Genomic DNA, 17,739 nt, shown 5'->3' with positions numbered 1-17,739 from the left:
GCATCCGGTCATGCGAAGACGTAACACTCCACCTCGGCGCGGCGGTACGGCAGCCCCTCGTCGACCGAGTGGCGCACGCACTTCTCCTCGGCCAAGCTCAGTGAGAGCTCGCCGCACACGGTCACGCCCGAATAGGTGCGGCAGTCGAGCGTCGGGTCGGCCTTCCCGACGCGGTATCCCTCTTTGACCGCCGACCGGCACTCGGCCTGCCCCTTCGAGGTGTCGACATACCGGCACTGGTCCGTCAGGATCTGGTATTGGTCCTCGCTCACCTCTCGTGGTTCATGACCATCCCAGGTGAAGCCCGCGAGCATCCCCAGGATGGCCAGCATCCCGACCCCAGAGACAACGATTCCCTTCATGCTTCCCCCCTGCATGCGAGCTACCGCCAGGCGCGACCGTCAAACCTGTCAACCCCACACCTCCCGTGCCGTCTCGGCGATCAGCGACAGCCTGGCGAACTGCTGGTCGGAGGTGAGGGTGTTGCCCTCGACCGCGGAGGAGAAGCCGCACTGCGGCGACAGGCAGAGCGGTGAGCTGCGCGGAACCTTTACCGGATCTTTCGGAAGCCGCCTCCGGCACCGCCCGGCCGGCGGCCCGCGGCGGGGCGACGGCCCCTTCTCGTCCCGGGACGCGGACGGCATCGGCCCCCCGGGCATGCCCATGGCGCCGCCGTTACCCCACCGGGTCCGGAGCTATCTCCGAACTCGGTGAAAACCTGGTCAGAAGGGAACTCCTGCCCTCGTCTCGGCGGGCCCTCGGGCAGGCATAGCGCCTGGTGGACCGGGTAATCCCGGCTTACGGCAAGGGCGAGGGTGATGGCTGCCGAGGCAGCCGCCTCACCACGGCACGAACGCCCGGCGATCGCGACACCCGCCACCACGGCGGAAGGAGTTTTCCCGGTGACCATCTACGAGCCACTGGCGGGCGAGCCGCCGACCTCACCGCCGGCCCCGCCCAAGGCCCGCAAGGGCAAGGTGATCGCCGCCTGGCTGTCGACCACCGACCACAAGGTCATCGGATACCTCTACCTGATCACCTCGTTCGTGTTCTTCCTCCTCGGCGGCATCATGGCGATGATGATCAGGGCCGAGCTGCTAGAGCCGGGGATGCAACTGGTCAGCCAGCAGCAGTACAACCAGCTGTTCACCATGCACGGCGCGGTCATGCTGCTGCTGTTCGCCACCCCGCTGTTCGCCGGGTTCGCCAACGTGCTGATGCCGCTGCAGATCGGCGCCCCCGACGTGGCCTTCCCCCGGCTGAACGCGGTCAGCTACTGGCTGTTCCTGTTCGGCGGAATGATCGCGATGGCCGGCTTCTTCGCCAACGGCGGCGCCGCCGACTTCGGCTGGACCGCGTACGCGCCGCTGGCGCACATGGCCTACAGCCCGTCGGTCGGCGGCGACCTGTGGATCATGGGCCTGGTGCTGGCCGGCCTCGGCACGATCCTCGGCTCGGTCAACTTCATCACCACGATCCTCGGGATGCGCGCGCCCGGCATGACGATGTTCCGGATGGCGCTGTTCACCTGGAACACCCTGCTGACCGGCATGCTCGTGCTGCTGGCGTTCCCGGTGCTGGCCGCCGCGCTGCTGGTGCTGGAGGCCGACCGCAAGCTGGGCACCCACGTCTACGACGGCGCCAACGGCGGGCCGATGATCTGGCAGCACCTGTTCTGGTTCTTCGGCCACCCCGAGGTCTACATCATCGCGCTGCCGTTCTTCGGCATCATCTCCGAGATCATCCCGGTGTTCTCCCGCAAGCCGCTCTTCGGCTACGTCGGCCTCGTCGGCGCCACCATCGCCATCGCGGGCCTGTCGATGACGGTCTGGGCCCACCACATGTTCGGCACCGGGCAGGTGCTGCTGCCGTTCTTCTCGTTCATGACGTTCCTCATCGCGGTGCCGACGGGTGTGAAGTTCTTCAACTGGGTCGGCACCATGTGGCGGGGTTATCTGACCTTCGAATCGCCGATGCTGTTCTCCATCGGCTTCCTGGTGACGTTCCTGCTCGGCGGGCTCACCGGCGTGATCCTCGCCTCGCCACCGCTCGACTTCCACATCACCGACACCTACTTCGTCGTCGCCCACTTCCACTACGTGGTGTTCGGCACGGTGGTGTTCGCGATGTTCGCCGGGTTCTACTTCTGGTGGCCCAAGATGACCGGCAAGATGCTCAACGACCGGCTGGGCAAGGTGCACTTCTGGATGCTGTTCATCGGCTTCCACACCACGTTCCTGATCCAGCACTGGCTCGGCATGCTCGGCATGCCCCGCCGCTACGCCGACTACGGCGCGATCGACGGGTTCACCACGCTGAACCAGATCTCGTCCCTGGGCGCGTTCCTGCTCGGCCTGTCCACGCTGGTGTTCCTGTTCAACGTCTGGCACACCACGCGCTACGCGCCCAAGGTGACCGTGGACGACCCGTGGGGGTTCGCCAACTCGCTGGAGTGGGCCACCTCCTGCCCGCCGCCCCGGCACAACTTCACCTCGATGCCGCCCATCCGCTCCGAACGGCCCGCCTTCGACCAGCGCCATCCGCATGGCGACCCGAGCACCCAGCTCACCGTCCCTCCCGGCAAGAGGTACCGGCCGTGAAGCCCCGGCCGCTGCCCGTGGCCGGACAGCCCGCCCCGCCGGATCACCGGAAGGGGCCCGAGCCGTGAGCCTGTCGCATCGGGAGCGCCGGATCCTGGCCGAGATCGAGCTGGGCCTGCGCGAGTGCGACCAGGCCTTCGCCCGTCGCATCGACGCGCTCAACGCGGCCGCGCCCCGGGAGAACCCCCAGCGGTTCTCCTCCCATGTGAGCGGGGTGGAGCTGGTCTGCGTCCTCCTCGCCGCGCTCCTGCTGGCCGTGCTGCCGGTGATCGTGGTGCTGCACGCCGGTCGTTCCTGCCCCGCGCCGGCACGTACGGGCAGCGCCACCAGCAGCGGATCCCCGTACGTGCCCCCGTACCCGTCACCAGAGACGCCCCGGGGGTCACGGACCGGTCACCCCTGCCGATGATCCACGCCACCCGGGACCGCCCAGGTCAGAGCAGGCCACCGAGCAGGTGGCCGGCGAAGGCGGCCAGCACGCCGAGCACCAGGCTGGCGACGGCGTTCAGCCCGGCCTCCATGGTCGCGCCCTCCTCCAGCAGGCGCACGGTCTCGAAGCCGAAGGTGCTGAACGTCGTCAGGGCGCCGCAGACGCCGGTGCCGACCAGCAGGACGACCTGGTCGGGCAGGCCCGCCCCGGCACTCGCCCCGAGCAGCAGGCCGAGGACGAGGGAGCCGAGGACGTTGACGGTGAGGGTCCCCCAGGGGAAGACCCCCCGGCGGTGCCGCTGGACGTAGCGGTCGAGGAGGTAGCGGGCCGGCGCCCCGATGGCGCCGCCGGCGAACACGAGCAGGACCGTCACCGGGCACCCCTGGGCGGCCGGCCGACGTACCGGTAGACCTCCACCCGGTCCATGATCACGAGCCCTTCGGCGACCAGTTCGTCGAGCTGGGCCACGAACTCGTTGATCCGCTCCTCGTTGTCGACGATGACGATCGCGACCGGGAGGTCCTCGCTGAGCGACAGGATGCGGCTGGTGTGGATGAGCGAGGAGGCGCCGAAGCCCTCCATCCCCCGGAAGACGCTGGCGCCGGCCAGCCCCTGGTCGTGGGCCCGGCGGACGATCTCGGTGTAGAGGGGGCGCTGCCTGTAGCGGTCGTCCTCTCCGATCAGGATGGTCAGCCGCATCGCGCTGCCGTGCAATCTCATCGTCTGCTCCCTTCACCGCGCCGCCGGTGCGGCAGTCCGGCCACGGCCCGGGCCAGGGCCGTCCCGCACCAGACGGCGAACAGCCCGGCCAGCAGGCTGTCCAGCGCGTACAGGTCGGCCGGGGTCCAGACGCCGTCCCCGGCCAGGTGGACGATCTCGGCGGTGAAGGCCGAGAAGGTGGTGTAGCCGCCCAGGAACCCGATGCCGAGGAAGGGGCGGACGTAGCGGGTGGGCGGCCAGACCTGTAGGACGAAGACCATGAGCAGGCCGAGCAGGAAGCAACCCGTCACGTTGATGAGGAACGTCCCCCACGGGAAGCCGCCGGCGGACACCGGGATCGCCTCGGTCACCAGGTAGCGGGCCACGCTGCCCAGGCCGCCGCCCAGTGCGATCATCGCGAGCACCTTGGCGGCGCGCCGGTCAGGGGAGCGCGCGCGTAGCCGGAACGCGTCTTGGTCGGGTCGGGCGCGGAAGCCACCGAGCCGGTCGTGAGCCGGACGCGAGATCACCTTCCACCCCCTTGGACATGCGTCGCTGACCTGAGTCAGGAGCCATCAGCCACGTGAGCGGTTTGGGCGGCCCGGCCGCCCCGGTGGGGTCCATCACCGGCGAGTCCTCCAAGCATACGTACCGTGCTCATCAGGCGAGTCCGGGGCATGCGGTTTTACCTGTTCCGTGCTGCTGGAGGGTGCGGCGATTCCCGTGACGCGCGGGCTGGACGGTGATCTCGCCGGGATCGCCCGGGGATCACTCGGGGATCACTCGGGGCTCACAGGGCCAGGCGGAGCATGTGCAGCAGCCGGCGCATCTGGGACGGCACGTTCTGCACGCGGGTCTGGCTCTCCTGAACGAAGGCGGACAGCTCCCGGACACCTGACACGTCGATGAAGGCGATCCGACCGGCGTCGACGACAAGGTAGTGATCGATCTGCCTGGCCTGGACCAGCGTGCGGCGCAGCGCGTTGCTGTTGGTGGCGTCGACCTCACCGACCAGCCGGACCACCGACGGGCCCGCCATCACGGCGCAGGTGATGCGCAGGATGCCGTCGACGTACAGCAGTTGCTCGGCCGAGGCACTCTCGGCGGGAACCGCTCCCCGTGCCTGGACAGCGTCGTCGCTGTCCATCGACAACATGGCGCGCACCCGCCTAAACACCCGTCTCATCGCTGCCCGCAGACAGGCTGATCGGATGCGGCACACACGTGCCACACAGGGTTTCGATCATGACAGTCCCGTTGTTCATGCTCACGGTCGGCGCCCTTCGACAGGGAGACGGCGTTCTTCTCGACGTTAACCTCGGAAGAAGATTACAGGAAGAAGTTTTCAGTATAAAGTCTTCTGGTATAGGGCCTCAGGTCCTGCGTTCGACGACCCGTTCCCACCCTGAGGGCGAGATGATGGAGACGCCGTCCGCCTGGACGTTCCTCACCAACCACGCTCGTGTGCTGCTGGTGATCGCCCGCGACCCGCAGGCCCGCCTGCGGGACATCGCCGCCACCATCGGCATCACCGAACGGGCCGCTCAGGGCATCGTCACCGACCTGGAAGACGCCGGCTACCTTCAGCGCACCCGGATAGGACGGCGCAACAACTACAGCATCGACCCTCGCCGGCATTTCCGCCATCCCACCGAGGCCGATGTTCCGGTGCAGGCGCTGCTCGACATGTTCACCCATCGAGATCTCCGGGACGAGTAGTCACCTGCCCGGCGATTCGGCGGTGAGCCGTCCGGGCTCCCCGTTCGCCCGCGCGGGTCCGACCTGCACGTACGATCGACGAATGATCGAAGATACCGAGACCGTGCCCGGATGGCTCGCTCCGGAGGAGCTCGAGTCGGTGCGGGGGCGGATGCCGATCCTGTATGTGGACGCCGTGCCGGTGCGGGTCGACGCCACCGGGATCGTGACCCATGTCGGCCTGCTGCTGCGGATCTCCTCCGACGGTTCGGTCAGCCGGGCCCTCGTCTCCGGCCGGGTGCTGCACCGGGAACGCGTGCGTGACGCGCTCCTCCGCCATCTGGAGAAGGATCTCGGGCCCGTGGCGCTGCCGCACGTCCCGGCGTCGCCGCAGCCGTTCACCATCGCCGAATACTTCCCGTCGCGCGATGTCACGCCCTACCACGATCCTCGCCAGCATGCCGTGTCCCTGGCGTACATCGTCCCGGTGGCCGGTGACTGCCGTCCCCGCCAGGATGCGCTCGACCTGGTCTGGTTCACCCCCGAGGAGGCGTGCTCCCCGATGGTTCAGGAGGAGATGACCGGAGGGCAGGGAGTGCTGCTGAAGCAGGCTCTGGCCCACGTCGGCCGCCTGTCCTGAAGGCCGCTGGCGTCGCCCGGCGGCTCGCCGGATCCACGACCGCTTCCACGGGCCGGCCCGGCACGGCCGCTCGCGCGCGGATTGCGCAGCAGCCGGCGGTAGAGGCGTTCCTGCTCGGCAGTCAGCCCCAGACGTCGTCATGATTCCCCACCGCAACACTTCTCCGTACAAGATATAGTGTATCTCGTACGGAGTTAGAAGGGGCATCATGGGATCAGAGCAGAAGCTGCCCACGGTCATCGCACAGATGTGGGGGCGGAAACCCGTGTCGCGCCGCGGCCCCAGCCCCGGCCTGACGCTCGGCCGGATCACCGACGTGGCGATCGAGATCGCGGATGCGGAAGGCCTGGCCGGAGTGCGGATGAGCAGCGTGGCCGCCCGGCTGGGCGTGTCAACGATGTCGCTGTACGGCTACGTCACGAGCAAGGACGACCTGCTCACCGCGATGGTGGACGCGGCAGCTCCGGATCCGCCGGAGCCGGGCACGCTCACCTGGCGGGAGTACCTGGCCCTCTGGGCCCGCGCCAACCGCGACTTCCTGTCCGGCCACCCGTGGCTGCTGGAAGTGTCGCCCCTCACCCCGCCCACCGGGCCGCGCACCCTGCGCTGGCTGGACCGGGCGCTGACCGTGCTGGCCGGCGCCGGGCTGGCAGCGGCGGAGGCAATCAACATCACCTCCACCCTGTCCGCCTACGCCGTCAGCGCCGCCACCCTCCAGTCCGCCATGAGCGGAACTGTCGACGAGGCAGGGCCGGAAGGGCTGGCCGGTTACACCGCACTGCTCACCCAGCTCGTCGACGCCAGCAGCTACCCGGGGCTGGCGGCGGCGCTCGAGTCCGGGGCGTTCGGCGCCGCGCCGGACTGGGTCGAGGAGGCCGACTTCACCTTCGGCCTCACCCTGCTCCTCGACGGCATCGAGGCACTCATCGCCCGACGAAAGGAAACCGAACCATGATCGAGGTCAAGCGCGCCGGCGACCTGGGCGAGAGCCACCGTAGAGCGATCACCAGGATCTTCGTCGACGGGTTCGGGCCCGACCTGTCCTTCTTCTCCAAGGACCCGGACAAGCTCACCGACGCCCTTGCGCACATGCTGGTGCTCGACGTGTTCTACGTCGGCCTGGTCGACGGGGAGCCGGCGGGAATCGTCGCGTGCACCGACGGGCGGCAGCAGGCGGTCCGGCACGACGCGCGAGAGCTGCGCAGGCACCTCGGCGTCTTCAAGGGGACGATCGCTCACATCTCGTTCAGCCGCATGTTCGAGCAGCCCCTGCCGTATGCCAGGGAGAGGATGGCCTCACTGGAGTTCGTCGCGACCGGGTTGAAGTTCCGTGGGCAGGGGGTGGCTTCGGCCATCATCAAGCACCTCCTCGACCTGCCGCAGTACGACGAGTACGTGCTGGACACCATCGCCGACATCAACACCCCGGCCCTGCGCCTGTACGAGAAGCTCGGCTTCACCGAATTCAAGCGGACCAGGGTGCGCCACACGAAGATCACCGGGATCGGCGCCTACGTCGGCATGCGCCTGGTTCAGAGAAGACCGAGCTCCCGCACGATCTGAAGGCCGCGGGCAGCCGCCAGGAACGCCACTGACCTGGCGTTCCCGATGGGCATGTTTACCTCTCAACTACAGGGCAGCTGGACGGCATGGCTACATTGCTGTGGATTCTGGCCGTTGTACTGGTCATCGCCGGCGTCTACGTGCTGATCGCACGCCGCGACATCCTGTGGGGCATCGTCCTCATCGTTCTCGGGCTGCTCGTCGGCCCAGGAGGAGTGAGCATCTTCCACGTCTGACGCTCTGCCCCGACCGCACCCGGGCCGGGGCACGAGTAGCCGAGACCGCGCCTGGATGAGCCGTTCCAGGCGCGGTCAGGCGCGTGCAAGGTCAGGTGCGCCCACGCCGGATGTTGACGCGTCCACCCTTCCCCGCGGCTGGCGGAGGATCGTCGCGTGTCCCCTCATAGGAGTAGATGGTCCGCAGGGCGATCTTGTTCTCGGTGAAACCCGGCGTGCCCTTCGCCACCACGAACCCCTTGGCCGCCGGCGATGTCCAGTCTGGCGAACCCGGGAATCAGGTGATGGGGGAACTTCGCGGTGGTCCACGCCTCGTCGGCGGCTGATCCCGTGCCCTCAGACGGCCCGGCCAATCGGCCCTGGCTCTTTCCCGGGAGAAGAAGAAAATCTGTAGCACTCGATGTAGACATGCACAGTCGCCGCCGGTAGAGTTCCTATCGAAGCAACGAGAGAAAGTCCCTAGCGAGCGGCCAGACGGGCCGCCGAAGTCTTGCCAGTGAAGTGGAAAGCGAGAACTAATCCGGTTGAGTCGCCAGTTTGGAGGAATCAGCTATGAATGGACCAAATCGACGCCTTCTGGCGTGCAGCGAACTACCTGTCGGTGGGACAGATCTACCTGCTCGACAACCCGCTGCCCGGTGCATGTGCACCGGGCCCCCCGTTCGCGTTCCGGAAGGTTTGATGGATCAAGCTCGATCGGAGTCACCGGGCAACTTCCCCGACGACAAATTCGAAGACGAGGACTACCCGGCCTACAGCATGGGCCGGGCCGCGGAGATCCTCGGTGTCACACAGGCTTTCCTGCGCAGCCTGGACACGGCCGAACTGATCTCACCGCAGCGTTCCAGCGGCGGCCACCGTCGCTACTCCCGCCGACAGCTCCGGGTCGCCGCTCGCGTCCGTGAGCTGATCGACCAGGGCACCGCGCTGGAGGCGGCCTGCCGCATCATCGTCCTGGAGGACCAACTCGCCGATGCCCGGCGCGCCAACGCCGAGCTCCGCGAGTCGCACGAGCCCGAGCAGGGCGATCCGGACCGATAACCGGGGGCGGACTCCTGACGGAGCGGACTCCCGAGACTCGGACTCTGACGGTCGGGGTGTGAGCCTCAGGTTCTGACGGTCAGGGTTCGAGGGGGTCAGGGTTCGAGGGGGTCGGGGTGTGACGGTCGGGGCGTGAGGGCCGGAGCCCTGTGAAACGAACGAGCCGGAGCCCGGACCCTTTCAGGTCCGGACCCCGGCTCGAGGCGCTGCGTCGCGTCAGGCGGGAACGATGTTCTCGGCCTGCGGGCCCTTCTGGCCCTGCGTGACGTCGAAGCTCACCTTCTGGCCCTCGTGGAGCTCGCGAAAGCCCTGAGCGGCGATGTTGGAGTAGTGAGCGAAGACGTCGGCGCCGCCGCCGTCCTGCTCGATGAAGCCGAAGCCCTTTTCAGCGTTGAACCACTTAACGGTGCCAGTCGCCATGTCATTCTCCTTCGATAGGCGCAGAGCTGGTATCCGCACTTCACGGATCCCACGTCGCCGCCATGACCCATCCGGAAATGACCGGCAAAACAAAATGCGCCTGGGTTACATTCGCCAGGCGCACACAAAGTTCATGGGTACCAAAACTGCAACTACACCGAGTCTAGCACGCACCTCGCCGTGCGCGGGGCAAAGGATCGATGACCGCGCCGTGCCCTTCTCAGAAGTGCCGTTTCGGGTCCGAACCAGGCGATCCGCTTCGCCTCCCCTGCCCGTGGGCAGCCGCGAGGCGTACGGCTGGGACAGCGAGCAGGACCGGCCCTCGATGGGCCGGCCCTGCCGGGTGGCGCGGTCGGAGCATGGCGGTCAGAGGACGGCGCAGCCGATGCGGACGGGGACACGGGCGGAGTAGCGGCCCGACATCGTGTCGAAAGCGTAGGCGTACGCGTTGGCCGGCTTGCCCTTGGCCGAGCAGTCGAACTTGCCGGTCTTGTAGCCGAAGCTGCCGCCCGGGTAGCCGGCGTTGGACTTGGCGGTCACGCTGCCGTGCCAGTAGACGGCGTCGTTGTGGTTCCAGCGGATGACGAGCTGGACCTTGCCGAAGTTGTAGTGGCTGCCGTTCAGCTTGAGCCGGGCGATGTCATCGACGGACGTCCTGGTGGCGGTGCCGTCGCCGTTGTCCTTCGGCGGGACCGTGTACTTGGTGATCCACAGCTTGGCCAGGACCTTGCGCCCGGAGCTCGCCCGGTTGTCGGCGGCGGCCAGGTCGCGCTCCTTGCCGGTGACGCACACGTCGTCGCCGTTGTAGGCGTCGCGCCAGACGTACGGGACGACGCAGGTGTGCGGGCCGTACGCGCCGTTGGTCCAGCGGCCGGCCTTGGCGGCATTGTCGGCGGCGACCTGGTCGCGGGTCTTCGGCAGGACGCAGACGAGGTCGGAGGACCGGGCGACCCGCCAGACGTAGCCCTGGCGGCAGGTCTCGGGACCGGGGTCGGCGGCCGCGGCGGTGGCCGCGGCGGTGGTGACCGTGGCGGCGGAGGCGGAGGTGGCGGGGACGACGGTGGCGAGGCCGGCGATCGCGAAGACGGCCAGACCGAGCGAGGTGCGCTTCATGGGAGGTCTCCTGTCGTGCTGTGTTCCCGGTCCGGCGGTGCCTCCGGGGCTCACACCAGTTATGCGCCCCACCGCCTGCGAGTGCCTTGCCCGCCACCGACGAAGACCGCCGATAGCGGGATGAAAGGTGGCCGGCACGCCTTCGCCGCCAGGTAGGAGAACCACTGGGAGACCAGCCAGGAGCACGTACGGGAGCCACCGGGCTGAGGCACGTGTGAGAACGCCCCGCGACGGTCGTCCGTCGCGGGGCGTCGCCGTTCGAGCGGACCGGCACGACGGATTCTCCCCACGTTCTCCATGTTCTCCATGGCTTCTCTCGACGACTTCTCTCGACGACGCATATCGCGGACCCCTCTGGGCACTGCTGTCGGGGCACTTGGGCGATTTGTACACCGACACCACGTAGACGGGGTCAGTTATGGACCGGCTCAACCACGAGACCGGGAAGTCGACGGAGATCGCGATCATCGGGATCGCGTGCCGATACCCGGGAGCTCACGGACCAGACCAGTTCTGGCGGCTGCTGATGGACCGAGTGGACGTCCTCGGCGACGTGCCACGCGAACCCCACCCCGACGGCGGGGCGGGGCACGGAGGCCGGCTCGACGCGATCGACCGGTTCGACGCGGCCTTCTTCGACATGGCGCCCAGGGAGGCGCGGCAGGCGGATCCCCAGCTCCGGCTCTTCCTGGAGACCACCTGGGAGGCGATCGAGGACGCCGGGCTCTGCCCGGACCGGCTCGCCGGGAGCAGGACCGGCGTGTTCGTGGGGCAGGTGACCTCCAACTACTGGGAGCTGCTCTGCCGGAACGCCGCCCCCGACATCTACAGCCTGGTCGGCAGCGAATTCCGGGCGTCACTACCCGGACGCGTCTCCTTCCACCTCGACCTGCGCGGCCCGAGCGTGTCCGTGGACACCGCCTGCTCGGCGTCTCTGACCGCCGTCCACCTGGCCTGCCAGAGCATGCGGCTCGGCGAGTCGACGACGGCCCTGGTCGGCGGCGTCAACCTGGCCTTACTCCCTCAGGAAGGGGCGGCCTTCGCGGACGCGGGCATGCTGGCGCCCGACGGCCGGTGCAAGTTCGGTGACGCCGCCGCCGACGGGTTCGTCCGTTCGGACGGGGTCGGCGTCGTCGTCCTCAAGCCGTTGCCCGACGCGCTCGCCGACGGGGACCGGGTGTACGCGGTCATCCACGGGAGCGCGGTCAACAACGACGGGCGGAGCAACGGACAGCTGATGACGCCGAGCGTGGCCGGCCAGGAGCACCTGCTGCGGCAGGCGCTGGACGCCGCCGGAGTGGACGCCGCCGACGTCGACTACGTCGAGGCACACGGAACGGGCACCAGGATGGGCGACCTGGTGGAGCTGACCGCCCTCGGCAACATCCTCGGCGTGGGGCGACCGCCCGGGAAGCCGTGCCTGGTGGGCTCGGTGAAGTCCAACATCGGGCACGCCGAGGCCGCCGCGGGCATCGCGGGGCTGATCAAGGCGGCGCTGTGCGTCGATCACCGGGCCGTCCCGCCGACCCTGCACGTCCACGAGCCGAACCCGGTCGTCACCCGGGACGGCTCGACTCTGGAGCTTCCCACCGAGCCGTGGCCGCTGTCCGGTCCCGAGCCGGTGATCGCCGGGGTGAGCTCGTTCGGCATCTCGGGCACGAACGCGCATGTCGTGCTCGGCGAGCACGACGACCGAAGCCCGGCCCGGCCCGGTGGGCGGGCTCACCCGCCCGCGGCCCGAACCGATGAGCGGACTCACCCGTCCGCGGCCCGGACCGGTGGGCGGGCCCAGCTGCCGGTGGGCGGCGCGCACCTGCTCACGCTGTCGGCCCGCTCGCCGGAGGCGCTGCGGGAAGCGGCCGGGAAGGCCGCCCGCTACCTGGCGCCCGGCGGCGCCGGACGCGAACCGAGCCTGCGCGATATCTGCTACACGGCGGCCTTGCGCCGCAGCCACCACGAGAACCGCCTGGTCGCCGCCGGACCCACCCACGACGCCCTGGCGGCGGCGTTACGCGAGTACGGACACGCGGGCGCGGCCGATGACGTGGTCGCGGGCGACGACCTGCCGGGCGCCTCGCCCCGGATCGCGTTCGTCTTTCCCGGGCAGGGCTCCCAGTGGACGGGGATGGCCCGCGACCTGCTGTCGTCGTCCGAGGTGTTCCGCGAGGCGCTGCGACGGTGCTCGGAGACGGTCGAGGCGGAGGCGGGCTGGTCGGTCCTCGCCAGGCTGGAGGCCGGGGCGCCCCTGTCGGACCGCGCCGACGAGATCCAGCCCACCCTGTGGGCCGTGTCGGTGGCGCTGGCCGCGCTGTGGCGCTCCCTCGGCGTCGAACCCGACCTGGTCATCGGGCACAGCATGGGCGAGGTGGCGGCGGCCTGTGTCGCGGGCGGCCTCGGGCTGCCCGACGCCGCCGCGATCATCTGCCGCCGCAGCGGGCTGGCCCAGCGGATCAGCGGCCGGGGGGCCATGGTGTCGGCGGGGATCGCCGGGGAGGCGACCCGGGAAGCGCTCGCCGGATACGAGGACCGGGTCGCCGTGGCCGCCCTCAACAGCCCGGACTCGACGGTCCTGTCCGGCGATCCGGAGGCGCTCGGCGAGATCACGCGGGACTTCGACCGGCAGGGGATCTTCCACCGTACGGTCCAGGTGGCCTTCGCCTCGCACAGCCCGCAGGTGGACGACCTCAAGCAGGACCTCCTGCTGGAGCTACGCGACCTCCGGCCGGTCCCGGCGGGCATCCCGATCTGGTCGACGGTGCTGGACGGCTTCATCGACGGCACGCACCTCGACGCCGGCTACTGGGTGCGCAACCTCCGCGAGCCCGTACGGTTCGCGTCCGCCGTGCGCCGGGTGGCCGCGGCGGCGCCGACGGTGTTCGTGGAGCTCAGCCCGCATCCCATCCTCGGCGGGGCGATCCGGGACTGCCTGCGCCACCACGGGCTCCCCGGCTCCGCGGTGGCCTCGCTGCGCCGGGACCGGCCCGCGTGGCCCGCTCTGCGGGAGTCGCTGGCCACGATCCACGTCGCGGGCGGGCCGGTGGACTGGCGCCGCCTCTACCCGGAGGGCCGGCCAGTGCGCCTGCCGTCCTACCCGTGGCAACGTGAGAGCCACTGGTTCACCCCCACCTCGCCCCCGTCCACGTCGGAACGCGAGAGCACCCCGGTCCCACCCGGACCTTCGCCGCATCCCAACCCGGGCCCCACTTCGGACCCCCATCCGGCCCCCGGACCGGATCCCGGACCGGGACCGGGGCCCCATGCGGATCCGAGGCCCGGTCCGGATGCGCGCCCCGGTATGGGTTCGGGAACCCGGGAGGGTGACGGGGTCGTGGGACGGGTGGTGGAGCGGATCGCCCAGGAGCTGTCGATGCCGGCCGCCCGGCTGAACCTGCGCAGGCCGCTGCGCTCACTGGGCCTCGACTCGCTGATGGCGTCGCGGCTGGCCCGGAACCTGCGGGCCGACCCCGGGGTCGAGGTGTCGCCGCGGACACTGCTGGGCGAGCAGCCGGTCGGCGAGTTGCTCGAACAGGTCAGAACCTCTTCCAGCGGGCGGCGCGGCGGAAGGATAGTGGTTCACTTCGGGCACGAATAATGCTGGCCGTTCGCCAGGACTAGAGCACGCAGACGAGGCCCTGGCCAGGAGGCATCCGCAGACCTCGGACACGGGCACCCACGACGGATCTCAACCTTCGATGCCACTGGGGCGGATCCGCCGTAGCGCAGCCGCATCAGCGACAGGGGACACCCGAGCAGTTCGCTCGTATGCAGCGGGCGGGCGAACGGGCAACCACGCTCGCCCGGCAACGCTCTTCGTCATGACCGGGTGAGGGATTGGGTCTCCACTGCGCCGGTGACCGCGAGGTGGCGGCGGCGGCTCGGCATCATCATGGTCGGGTGGGAGATGCTCCAGGCCGCGCTAGCGCAGATCATCTCCTTGATGCGGGCGGCGGTCCGGCCCGTGAAGACGGTGGACGTGACCTGATCGTCGGGGGTCACGCGCTGGATGATTCCATCGCGGCGTCCGAGGCTGATGCACTGCAAGGAGTAGCCGATCCTGGTCTCGGGCACCTTGCGACCGGTCAAGCGCGCGGCGATGACGTCGGCTGCCAGCCACGCCATCGGGTTTGCCGAGGCGCAGGACATCCGCAGCGGCTTACCACCCGCTCCTTCGGCGAGCGCCGCGTCGCCGACGGCGTACACATCGGGGTGCGAGACCGATCGCATGCTGGCGTCGACGACGATCCGGCCTGTGTCGGACACTTCAAGGGTGGTGGCGGCCGCGATCGGGTGCACGGTGAAACCCGCGGTCCACACGGTCACCTGGGCCCGGATCTTTCTGCCTGCACCGGTGACCACGCTGTTCGCTTCGACGCGCGTGATGTCGGCATGGTCGTGGACCGTGATGCCGAGCCGGTCCAAGGCGTCGCGCAAGTGGCGCTGGGCCTTGTCGCTGAGCCAGCCGCCGACGCGGCCGCGGGCGGCGATCGCGACCTTAAGGTCCGGGTGGGCTTCGGCGATCTCGGTGGCTGCCTCGATGCCGGTCAGGCCGCCGCCCACGATCAGCACGGTCTCACCCGGCTTCACCTCGCTCAGGCGCGCCCGCAGTCGGAGAGCGGCCTGCTTGCCGGCCACGTTGTAGGCGTGCTCTGCGACACCAGGGACGCCGTGATCGGCGATGGCGCTGCCCAGGGCGTACACGAGGGTGTCATAGGCGAGGGTCTCACCGCCGAGATCGACGGTCTTGCCTTCCACATCGACAGCGGTGACCCGCGCGGTCCGGACCTGTACGCCAGTGCCCGCGTAGAGGTCGCGCAGTGGGCGAGGCCGCAGATCTTGCCCGCTCGCGAGCTGGTGCATGCGCACCCGTTCGACGAACTCTGGATCGCCGTTGACCAGGGTGATCTCGATGTCGTCGCGGTGCAGCCGCTTGGCGAGGCGACCGGCGGTGTTGGCTCCGGCGTACCCGGCTCCCAGGACGACGATGCGGTGCTTCATGGCTCGCTCCTATCTGGTTGCTTTCACCTCCTGAACCGGACAGGCGCGCGATCCCTGACAGCGAACGAGTATGACCTGGGTCACCAATTCACCACTAGCGGGCGTTGGGGTCCAGCGGCCGCCCACTGGCGCGCGATGCGCTGAAGTTTGTCCGGGTTGACCTGGATGTGGATCGACGCCAGACCGTCGGGGGTCGCATCGAGGCAGAACACGCCGATGACCTGCTCGTCGACCTCGGCCAGCACGGCAGGACCGCCGTTGACGACGACGGCGTAGAAGGCGGGACTGCCACCGACGAGGGCTCGCTTGGCAACGCTCGGCTGGAACAAAGCACGCAGGTACTTCGCGATGCCCATCGCTCCGATGATCGGGGTCCTGCGGGCATGAACCTTGCCGCCGCCGTCGGCCATGCTGACCGCGTCGTCGGCGAGCAGCCGGATCAGTGGCTCGGTGTCGCCGCTGAGGGCCGCGGCGAGAAACTCCTCGACGATCTTCCGCGCGGCGACCACATCGATCTCCGTGCGGGATCGTTCGACAGCCAGATGCTGCCTGGCACGCCGGTAGATCTGCTGGCAGTTCGACTCGGTGATGTCCAGAATCTCCGCGATCTCGCGGTGCGCGTATCCGAACGCCTCGCGCAGCACATACACCACGCGCTCATTGGGGGACAGTCGCTCCATCAAGGTGAGCATCGCCATGGAGACCGACTCACGCTGCTCGAGGGTGTCGGCGGGACCGAGTATCCGATCTCCGTCCAGCACCGGCTCAGGGAGCCACAGCCCCACGTAGGTCTCCCGCCTGGCCCGCGCTGAGGTGAGCTGGTTGAGGCAGAGATTGGTGAGCACCTTCGTCAGCCACGCTTCGGGCGTCTCGATCCGTTCCCGGTCCGCCGCATGCCAGCGCAGGTACGTATTCTGCACTGCGTCCTCCGCATCACCGGCCGATCCCAGCAGCCGGTAGGCGATCGCCTCCAAGCGGCCCCTAGAGCTTTCGAACAGATCGGCCTCGTGCGTGCGGAGCAACATTGCCCCATGATCGGTCATGCGCGCAGGCCGCGTCCACATCGTGTCCACCGTGATCCGGTGGCGGCGGGCGATCTCGGCGTTGGACAGGCGGCGGGCGGCGTCCAGCACGATCCGCGCGCGATGCCCAACTCTTGCCCCAGCGCAGCAAGTTGGTCAGCAGCCGTCCGGCGCTTGGCGTCGTCACGGCGCTTGTACTCCTGGAGATCCTCATAGGTGATACGCCGATGCTTACCGATCAATCGGAAGGGAATCTCGCCTGTCTCCAGAAGTTTGATCAGATAAGGACGCGAGACGTGCAGCATGTCCGCTGCTTGCTGCGTCGTTAGTTCGGCATGGGACGGTATGACGGTTCGACTGCTCGGGATAACGCATGAGGCAGTCCTTGATCCGCCGTACGGCGCGACCAGCTAGCTCGGCGTCGATGATCTCGGGTTGAACACGCTTGGCCTGCACGTCTGCCATCGCGACACCCCCAATCGCGGTATCCGCAATATGCGCAGCAAACGCAAGCAGCAGTCTCCAGGCTCCCGCGCCGGTGCCTCCTATGCCGCAGTAGCCATTCGGCACAGGATTGCTGATGGTAGACTCCAGTCTACTATTTGATTCAAGTACGGCTGGTGAGCACGTCCTGATGCATGCCAAGCACCCCGCCGGCCGGCGGGAGCGAAACCGTGACGCCATGCGGGCCCGGGTCTACGAGGCCGCCGTGTCACTGTTCGGCGAGAAGGGTTTCACCGCGACCTCGTTCGACGACATCGCCGAGCGGGCCGACGTCGCCCGCGCGACCGTGTTCAACCACTTCCGGCGCAAGGACGAGTTCCTGCTGGCATGGGGCGACGAGCGCCGTCGCCGCCTGAGCGCGCTGCTCATCCAGGAGAGCACCCGCGAGGTCGGCGTGGTCAACCAGCTGACACGCTGCATGCGCGCGCTCAGCGACGTCACGACACAGGAGCGGGCCCTTACGAGCGAGCTGCTGCTGGCCTGGGTGCGCACCGGCGCGCCCGTCCTGGAGGAGCCCTACAGCGCCTACGTCTTCGCCCAGATCGTCACCGACGGCAAGGCGCGCGGCGAGGTGCGCCCGGACGTCGATCCGGTGATGGCGGGCCAACTGATCAGGGACATGTATCTGGGCACCCTCTACCGCTGGGTGGGCGCCAGCGCCGAGCCGCCGTTCTCGCTGGCGGAGGCGATGACGGGAGCACTGCGGCTGATCTTCGACGGGATCCTGACCCGGCCACGGGCGACTTCCGAGTCTTGACGCGTACTTCAATCCGCTTTT

22 protein-coding genes are annotated in these 17,739 nt (G+C 68.9%); 11 read left to right on the top strand and 11 right to left on the bottom strand.

All coding sequences use genetic code 11. The features are described from left to right. Nucleotides 1–8 precede the first annotated feature (8 nt). Both AB0C16_RS16180 and AB0C16_RS16175 read right to left on the bottom strand, forming a co-directional pair. Nucleotides 9–362 carry a hypothetical protein gene (locus tag AB0C16_RS16180; protein WP_357683286.1) on the bottom strand — a complete coding sequence of 118 codons (354 nt, stop codon included), beginning with the start codon at nucleotides 360–362 and terminating at the stop codon, nucleotides 9–11. Between the two features lie 48 nt (nucleotides 363–410). Next, nucleotides 411–665: a hypothetical protein gene (locus AB0C16_RS16175; RefSeq protein ID WP_357683284.1), complete on the bottom strand. Its 255-nt coding sequence runs from the start codon at nucleotides 663–665 to the stop codon at nucleotides 411–413. A gap of 255 nt (nucleotides 666–920) precedes the next feature. Between AB0C16_RS16175 and ctaD the strand changes: the two genes are divergently transcribed. Beyond that, entirely contained in the window at nucleotides 921–2,600 is a 1,680-nt protein-coding gene (gene ctaD / locus AB0C16_RS16170; protein ID WP_357683723.1) for a cytochrome c oxidase subunit I, read from the top strand. 64 nt (nucleotides 2,601–2,664) lie between these two features. Beyond that, the gene (locus AB0C16_RS16165; protein ID WP_357683281.1) at nucleotides 2,665–3,009 is read left to right on the top strand and encodes a DUF3040 domain-containing protein; all 345 of its coding nucleotides are present in this window, start codon (nucleotides 2,665–2,667) and stop codon (nucleotides 3,007–3,009) included. Between the two features lie 25 nt (nucleotides 3,010–3,034). Here the strand turns inward: AB0C16_RS16165 and crcB (AB0C16_RS16160) are convergent, their stop codons facing one another. From crcB (AB0C16_RS16160) to AB0C16_RS16145, 4 genes are all read right to left on the bottom strand, one after another. Continuing rightward, nucleotides 3,035–3,403: a fluoride efflux transporter CrcB gene (gene crcB, locus AB0C16_RS16160; RefSeq protein ID WP_357683278.1), complete on the bottom strand. Its 369-nt coding sequence runs from the start codon at nucleotides 3,401–3,403 to the stop codon at nucleotides 3,035–3,037. After that, nucleotides 3,400–3,750 (bottom strand): DUF190 domain-containing protein, encoded by a 351-nt coding sequence (locus AB0C16_RS16155; protein ID WP_357683276.1) that lies wholly within the window; start codon nucleotides 3,748–3,750, stop codon nucleotides 3,400–3,402. The genes crcB (AB0C16_RS16160) and AB0C16_RS16155 overlap by 4 nt, the downstream gene beginning before the upstream one ends. Next, on the bottom strand, nucleotides 3,747–4,259 hold the full coding sequence (gene crcB, locus AB0C16_RS16150; protein WP_357683274.1) for a fluoride efflux transporter CrcB: 513 nt from the start codon (nucleotides 4,257–4,259) through the stop codon (nucleotides 3,747–3,749). Before crcB (AB0C16_RS16150) ends, AB0C16_RS16155 begins: the two co-directional genes overlap by 4 nt. A gap of 260 nt (nucleotides 4,260–4,519) precedes the next feature. Beyond that, nucleotides 4,520–4,876, bottom strand: coding sequence for an STAS domain-containing protein (locus AB0C16_RS16145; protein WP_357683271.1), 357 nt, complete (start codon nucleotides 4,874–4,876; stop codon nucleotides 4,520–4,522). 269 nt (nucleotides 4,877–5,145) lie between these two features. Here AB0C16_RS16145 and AB0C16_RS16140 point away from each other — a divergent pair, with 269 nt between their 5' ends. The 7 genes from AB0C16_RS16140 (at nucleotide 5,146) to AB0C16_RS16110 (ending at nucleotide 8,907) form a co-directional block, all read left to right on the top strand. Next, the gene (locus tag AB0C16_RS16140) at nucleotides 5,146–5,448 is read left to right on the top strand and encodes a helix-turn-helix domain-containing protein (RefSeq protein ID WP_357683268.1); all 303 of its coding nucleotides are present in this window, start codon (nucleotides 5,146–5,148) and stop codon (nucleotides 5,446–5,448) included. Between the two features lie 82 nt (nucleotides 5,449–5,530). Then, on the top strand, nucleotides 5,531–6,067 hold the full coding sequence (locus tag AB0C16_RS16135) for an NUDIX hydrolase family protein (protein ID WP_357683267.1): 537 nt from the start codon (nucleotides 5,531–5,533) through the stop codon (nucleotides 6,065–6,067). 208 nt (nucleotides 6,068–6,275) lie between these two features. Beyond that, nucleotides 6,276–7,022 carry a TetR/AcrR family transcriptional regulator gene (locus AB0C16_RS16130; protein WP_357683265.1) on the top strand — a complete coding sequence of 249 codons (747 nt, stop codon included), beginning with the start codon at nucleotides 6,276–6,278 and terminating at the stop codon, nucleotides 7,020–7,022. Then, nucleotides 7,019–7,630 (top strand): GNAT family N-acetyltransferase, encoded by a 612-nt coding sequence (locus AB0C16_RS16125; protein ID WP_357683263.1) that lies wholly within the window; start codon nucleotides 7,019–7,021, stop codon nucleotides 7,628–7,630. The genes AB0C16_RS16130 and AB0C16_RS16125 overlap by 4 nt, the downstream gene beginning before the upstream one ends. 86 nt (nucleotides 7,631–7,716) lie before the next feature. Further along, the gene (locus AB0C16_RS16120) at nucleotides 7,717–7,866 is read left to right on the top strand and encodes a GPGG-motif small membrane protein (protein WP_357683261.1); all 150 of its coding nucleotides are present in this window, start codon (nucleotides 7,717–7,719) and stop codon (nucleotides 7,864–7,866) included. Nucleotides 7,867–8,422: 556 nt separating this feature from the next. Beyond that, nucleotides 8,423–8,548, top strand: a complete 126-nt coding sequence (locus tag AB0C16_RS16115) for a hypothetical protein (protein ID WP_357683259.1) — start codon at nucleotides 8,423–8,425, stop codon at nucleotides 8,546–8,548. Then, complete coding sequence (locus AB0C16_RS16110) at nucleotides 8,548–8,907, top strand: MerR family transcriptional regulator (RefSeq protein WP_357683257.1); 360 nt, start codon at nucleotides 8,548–8,550, stop codon at nucleotides 8,905–8,907. The genes AB0C16_RS16115 and AB0C16_RS16110 overlap by 1 nt, the downstream gene beginning before the upstream one ends. 216 nt (nucleotides 8,908–9,123) lie before the next feature. Here AB0C16_RS16110 and AB0C16_RS16105 read toward each other — a convergent pair whose 3' ends face one another. Continuing rightward, complete coding sequence (locus tag AB0C16_RS16105) at nucleotides 9,124–9,327, bottom strand: cold-shock protein (protein ID WP_014179498.1); 204 nt, start codon at nucleotides 9,325–9,327, stop codon at nucleotides 9,124–9,126. 366 nt (nucleotides 9,328–9,693) lie between these two features. Then, nucleotides 9,694–10,440, bottom strand: coding sequence for a hypothetical protein (locus tag AB0C16_RS16100; protein ID WP_357683254.1), 747 nt, complete (start codon nucleotides 10,438–10,440; stop codon nucleotides 9,694–9,696). A gap of 418 nt (nucleotides 10,441–10,858) precedes the next feature. On the opposite strand from AB0C16_RS16100, the gene AB0C16_RS16095 reads away from it, so the two are divergent. Then, nucleotides 10,859–14,032 (top strand): acyltransferase domain-containing protein, encoded by a 3,174-nt coding sequence (locus AB0C16_RS16095; RefSeq protein WP_357683252.1) that lies wholly within the window; start codon nucleotides 10,859–10,861, stop codon nucleotides 14,030–14,032. Nucleotides 14,033–14,253: 221 nt separating this feature from the next. Here the strand turns inward: AB0C16_RS16095 and AB0C16_RS16090 are convergent, their stop codons facing one another. The 3 genes from AB0C16_RS16090 to AB0C16_RS16080 form a co-directional block, all read right to left on the bottom strand. Then, a complete protein-coding gene (locus AB0C16_RS16090) occupies nucleotides 14,254–15,435 on the bottom strand; it encodes an FAD-dependent oxidoreductase (protein WP_357683249.1) in 1,182 nt (393 codons plus the stop codon). An 80-nt stretch (nucleotides 15,436–15,515) separates the two neighbouring features. Beyond that, nucleotides 15,516–16,568: an RNA polymerase sigma-70 factor gene (locus AB0C16_RS16085; protein ID WP_357683247.1), complete on the bottom strand. Its 1,053-nt coding sequence runs from the start codon at nucleotides 16,566–16,568 to the stop codon at nucleotides 15,516–15,518. Next, nucleotides 16,475–16,762: an excisionase family DNA-binding protein gene (locus tag AB0C16_RS16080; RefSeq protein WP_357683245.1), complete on the bottom strand. Its 288-nt coding sequence runs from the start codon at nucleotides 16,760–16,762 to the stop codon at nucleotides 16,475–16,477. The genes AB0C16_RS16085 and AB0C16_RS16080 overlap by 94 nt, the downstream gene beginning before the upstream one ends. A 329-nt stretch (nucleotides 16,763–17,091) precedes the next feature. On the opposite strand from AB0C16_RS16080, the gene AB0C16_RS16075 reads away from it, so the two are divergent. Then, nucleotides 17,092–17,718 carry a helix-turn-helix domain-containing protein gene (locus tag AB0C16_RS16075; protein ID WP_357683242.1) on the top strand — a complete coding sequence of 209 codons (627 nt, stop codon included), beginning with the start codon at nucleotides 17,092–17,094 and terminating at the stop codon, nucleotides 17,716–17,718. The last annotated feature ends 21 nt before the right edge of the window (nucleotides 17,719–17,739 follow it).

It is taken from the genome of Nonomuraea sp. NPDC048916, from assembly GCF_040649575.1.
Classification (GTDB): Bacteria; Actinomycetota; Actinomycetes; order Streptosporangiales; family Streptosporangiaceae; genus Nonomuraea.
This window is presented reverse-complemented; position numbering and strand designations above follow the sequence as displayed.

What these genes read in the sequence shown, in the direction of transcription:
- AB0C16_RS16095 (WP_357683252.1), top strand. Translation starts at nt 10,859, where the DNA reads ATGGACCGGCTCAACCACGAGACCGGGAAGTCGACGGAGATCGCGATC.
- AB0C16_RS16175 (WP_357683284.1), bottom strand. Translation starts at nt 665, where the DNA reads ATGGGCATGCCCGGGGGGCCGATGCCGTCCGCGTCCCGGGACGAGAAG.
- AB0C16_RS16125 (WP_357683263.1), top strand. Translation starts at nt 7,019, where the DNA reads ATGATCGAGGTCAAGCGCGCCGGCGACCTGGGCGAGAGCCACCGTAGA.
- AB0C16_RS16155 (WP_357683276.1), bottom strand. Translation starts at nt 3,750, where the DNA reads ATGAGATTGCACGGCAGCGCGATGCGGCTGACCATCCTGATCGGAGAG.
- AB0C16_RS16090 (WP_357683249.1), bottom strand. Translation starts at nt 15,435, where the DNA reads ATGAAGCACCGCATCGTCGTCCTGGGAGCCGGGTACGCCGGAGCCAAC.
- AB0C16_RS16140 (WP_357683268.1), top strand. Translation starts at nt 5,146, where the DNA reads ATGATGGAGACGCCGTCCGCCTGGACGTTCCTCACCAACCACGCTCGT.
- AB0C16_RS16100 (WP_357683254.1), bottom strand. Translation starts at nt 10,440, where the DNA reads ATGAAGCGCACCTCGCTCGGTCTGGCCGTCTTCGCGATCGCCGGCCTC.
- AB0C16_RS16180 (WP_357683286.1), bottom strand. Translation starts at nt 362, where the DNA reads ATGAAGGGAATCGTTGTCTCTGGGGTCGGGATGCTGGCCATCCTGGGG.
- AB0C16_RS16115 (WP_357683259.1), top strand. Translation starts at nt 8,423, where the DNA reads ATGGACCAAATCGACGCCTTCTGGCGTGCAGCGAACTACCTGTCGGTG.
- AB0C16_RS16130 (WP_357683265.1), top strand. Translation starts at nt 6,276, where the DNA reads ATGGGATCAGAGCAGAAGCTGCCCACGGTCATCGCACAGATGTGGGGG.
- AB0C16_RS16145 (WP_357683271.1), bottom strand. Translation starts at nt 4,876, where the DNA reads ATGGACAGCGACGACGCTGTCCAGGCACGGGGAGCGGTTCCCGCCGAG.
- AB0C16_RS16110 (WP_357683257.1), top strand. Translation starts at nt 8,548, where the DNA reads ATGGATCAAGCTCGATCGGAGTCACCGGGCAACTTCCCCGACGACAAA.
- AB0C16_RS16120 (WP_357683261.1), top strand. Translation starts at nt 7,717, where the DNA reads ATGGCTACATTGCTGTGGATTCTGGCCGTTGTACTGGTCATCGCCGGC.
- AB0C16_RS16135 (WP_357683267.1), top strand. Translation starts at nt 5,531, where the DNA reads ATGATCGAAGATACCGAGACCGTGCCCGGATGGCTCGCTCCGGAGGAG.
- AB0C16_RS16080 (WP_357683245.1), bottom strand. Translation starts at nt 16,762, where the DNA reads ATGCTGCACGTCTCGCGTCCTTATCTGATCAAACTTCTGGAGACAGGC.
- AB0C16_RS16105 (WP_014179498.1), bottom strand. Translation starts at nt 9,327, where the DNA reads ATGGCGACTGGCACCGTTAAGTGGTTCAACGCTGAAAAGGGCTTCGGC.
- AB0C16_RS16075 (WP_357683242.1), top strand. Translation starts at nt 17,092, where the DNA reads ATGCATGCCAAGCACCCCGCCGGCCGGCGGGAGCGAAACCGTGACGCC.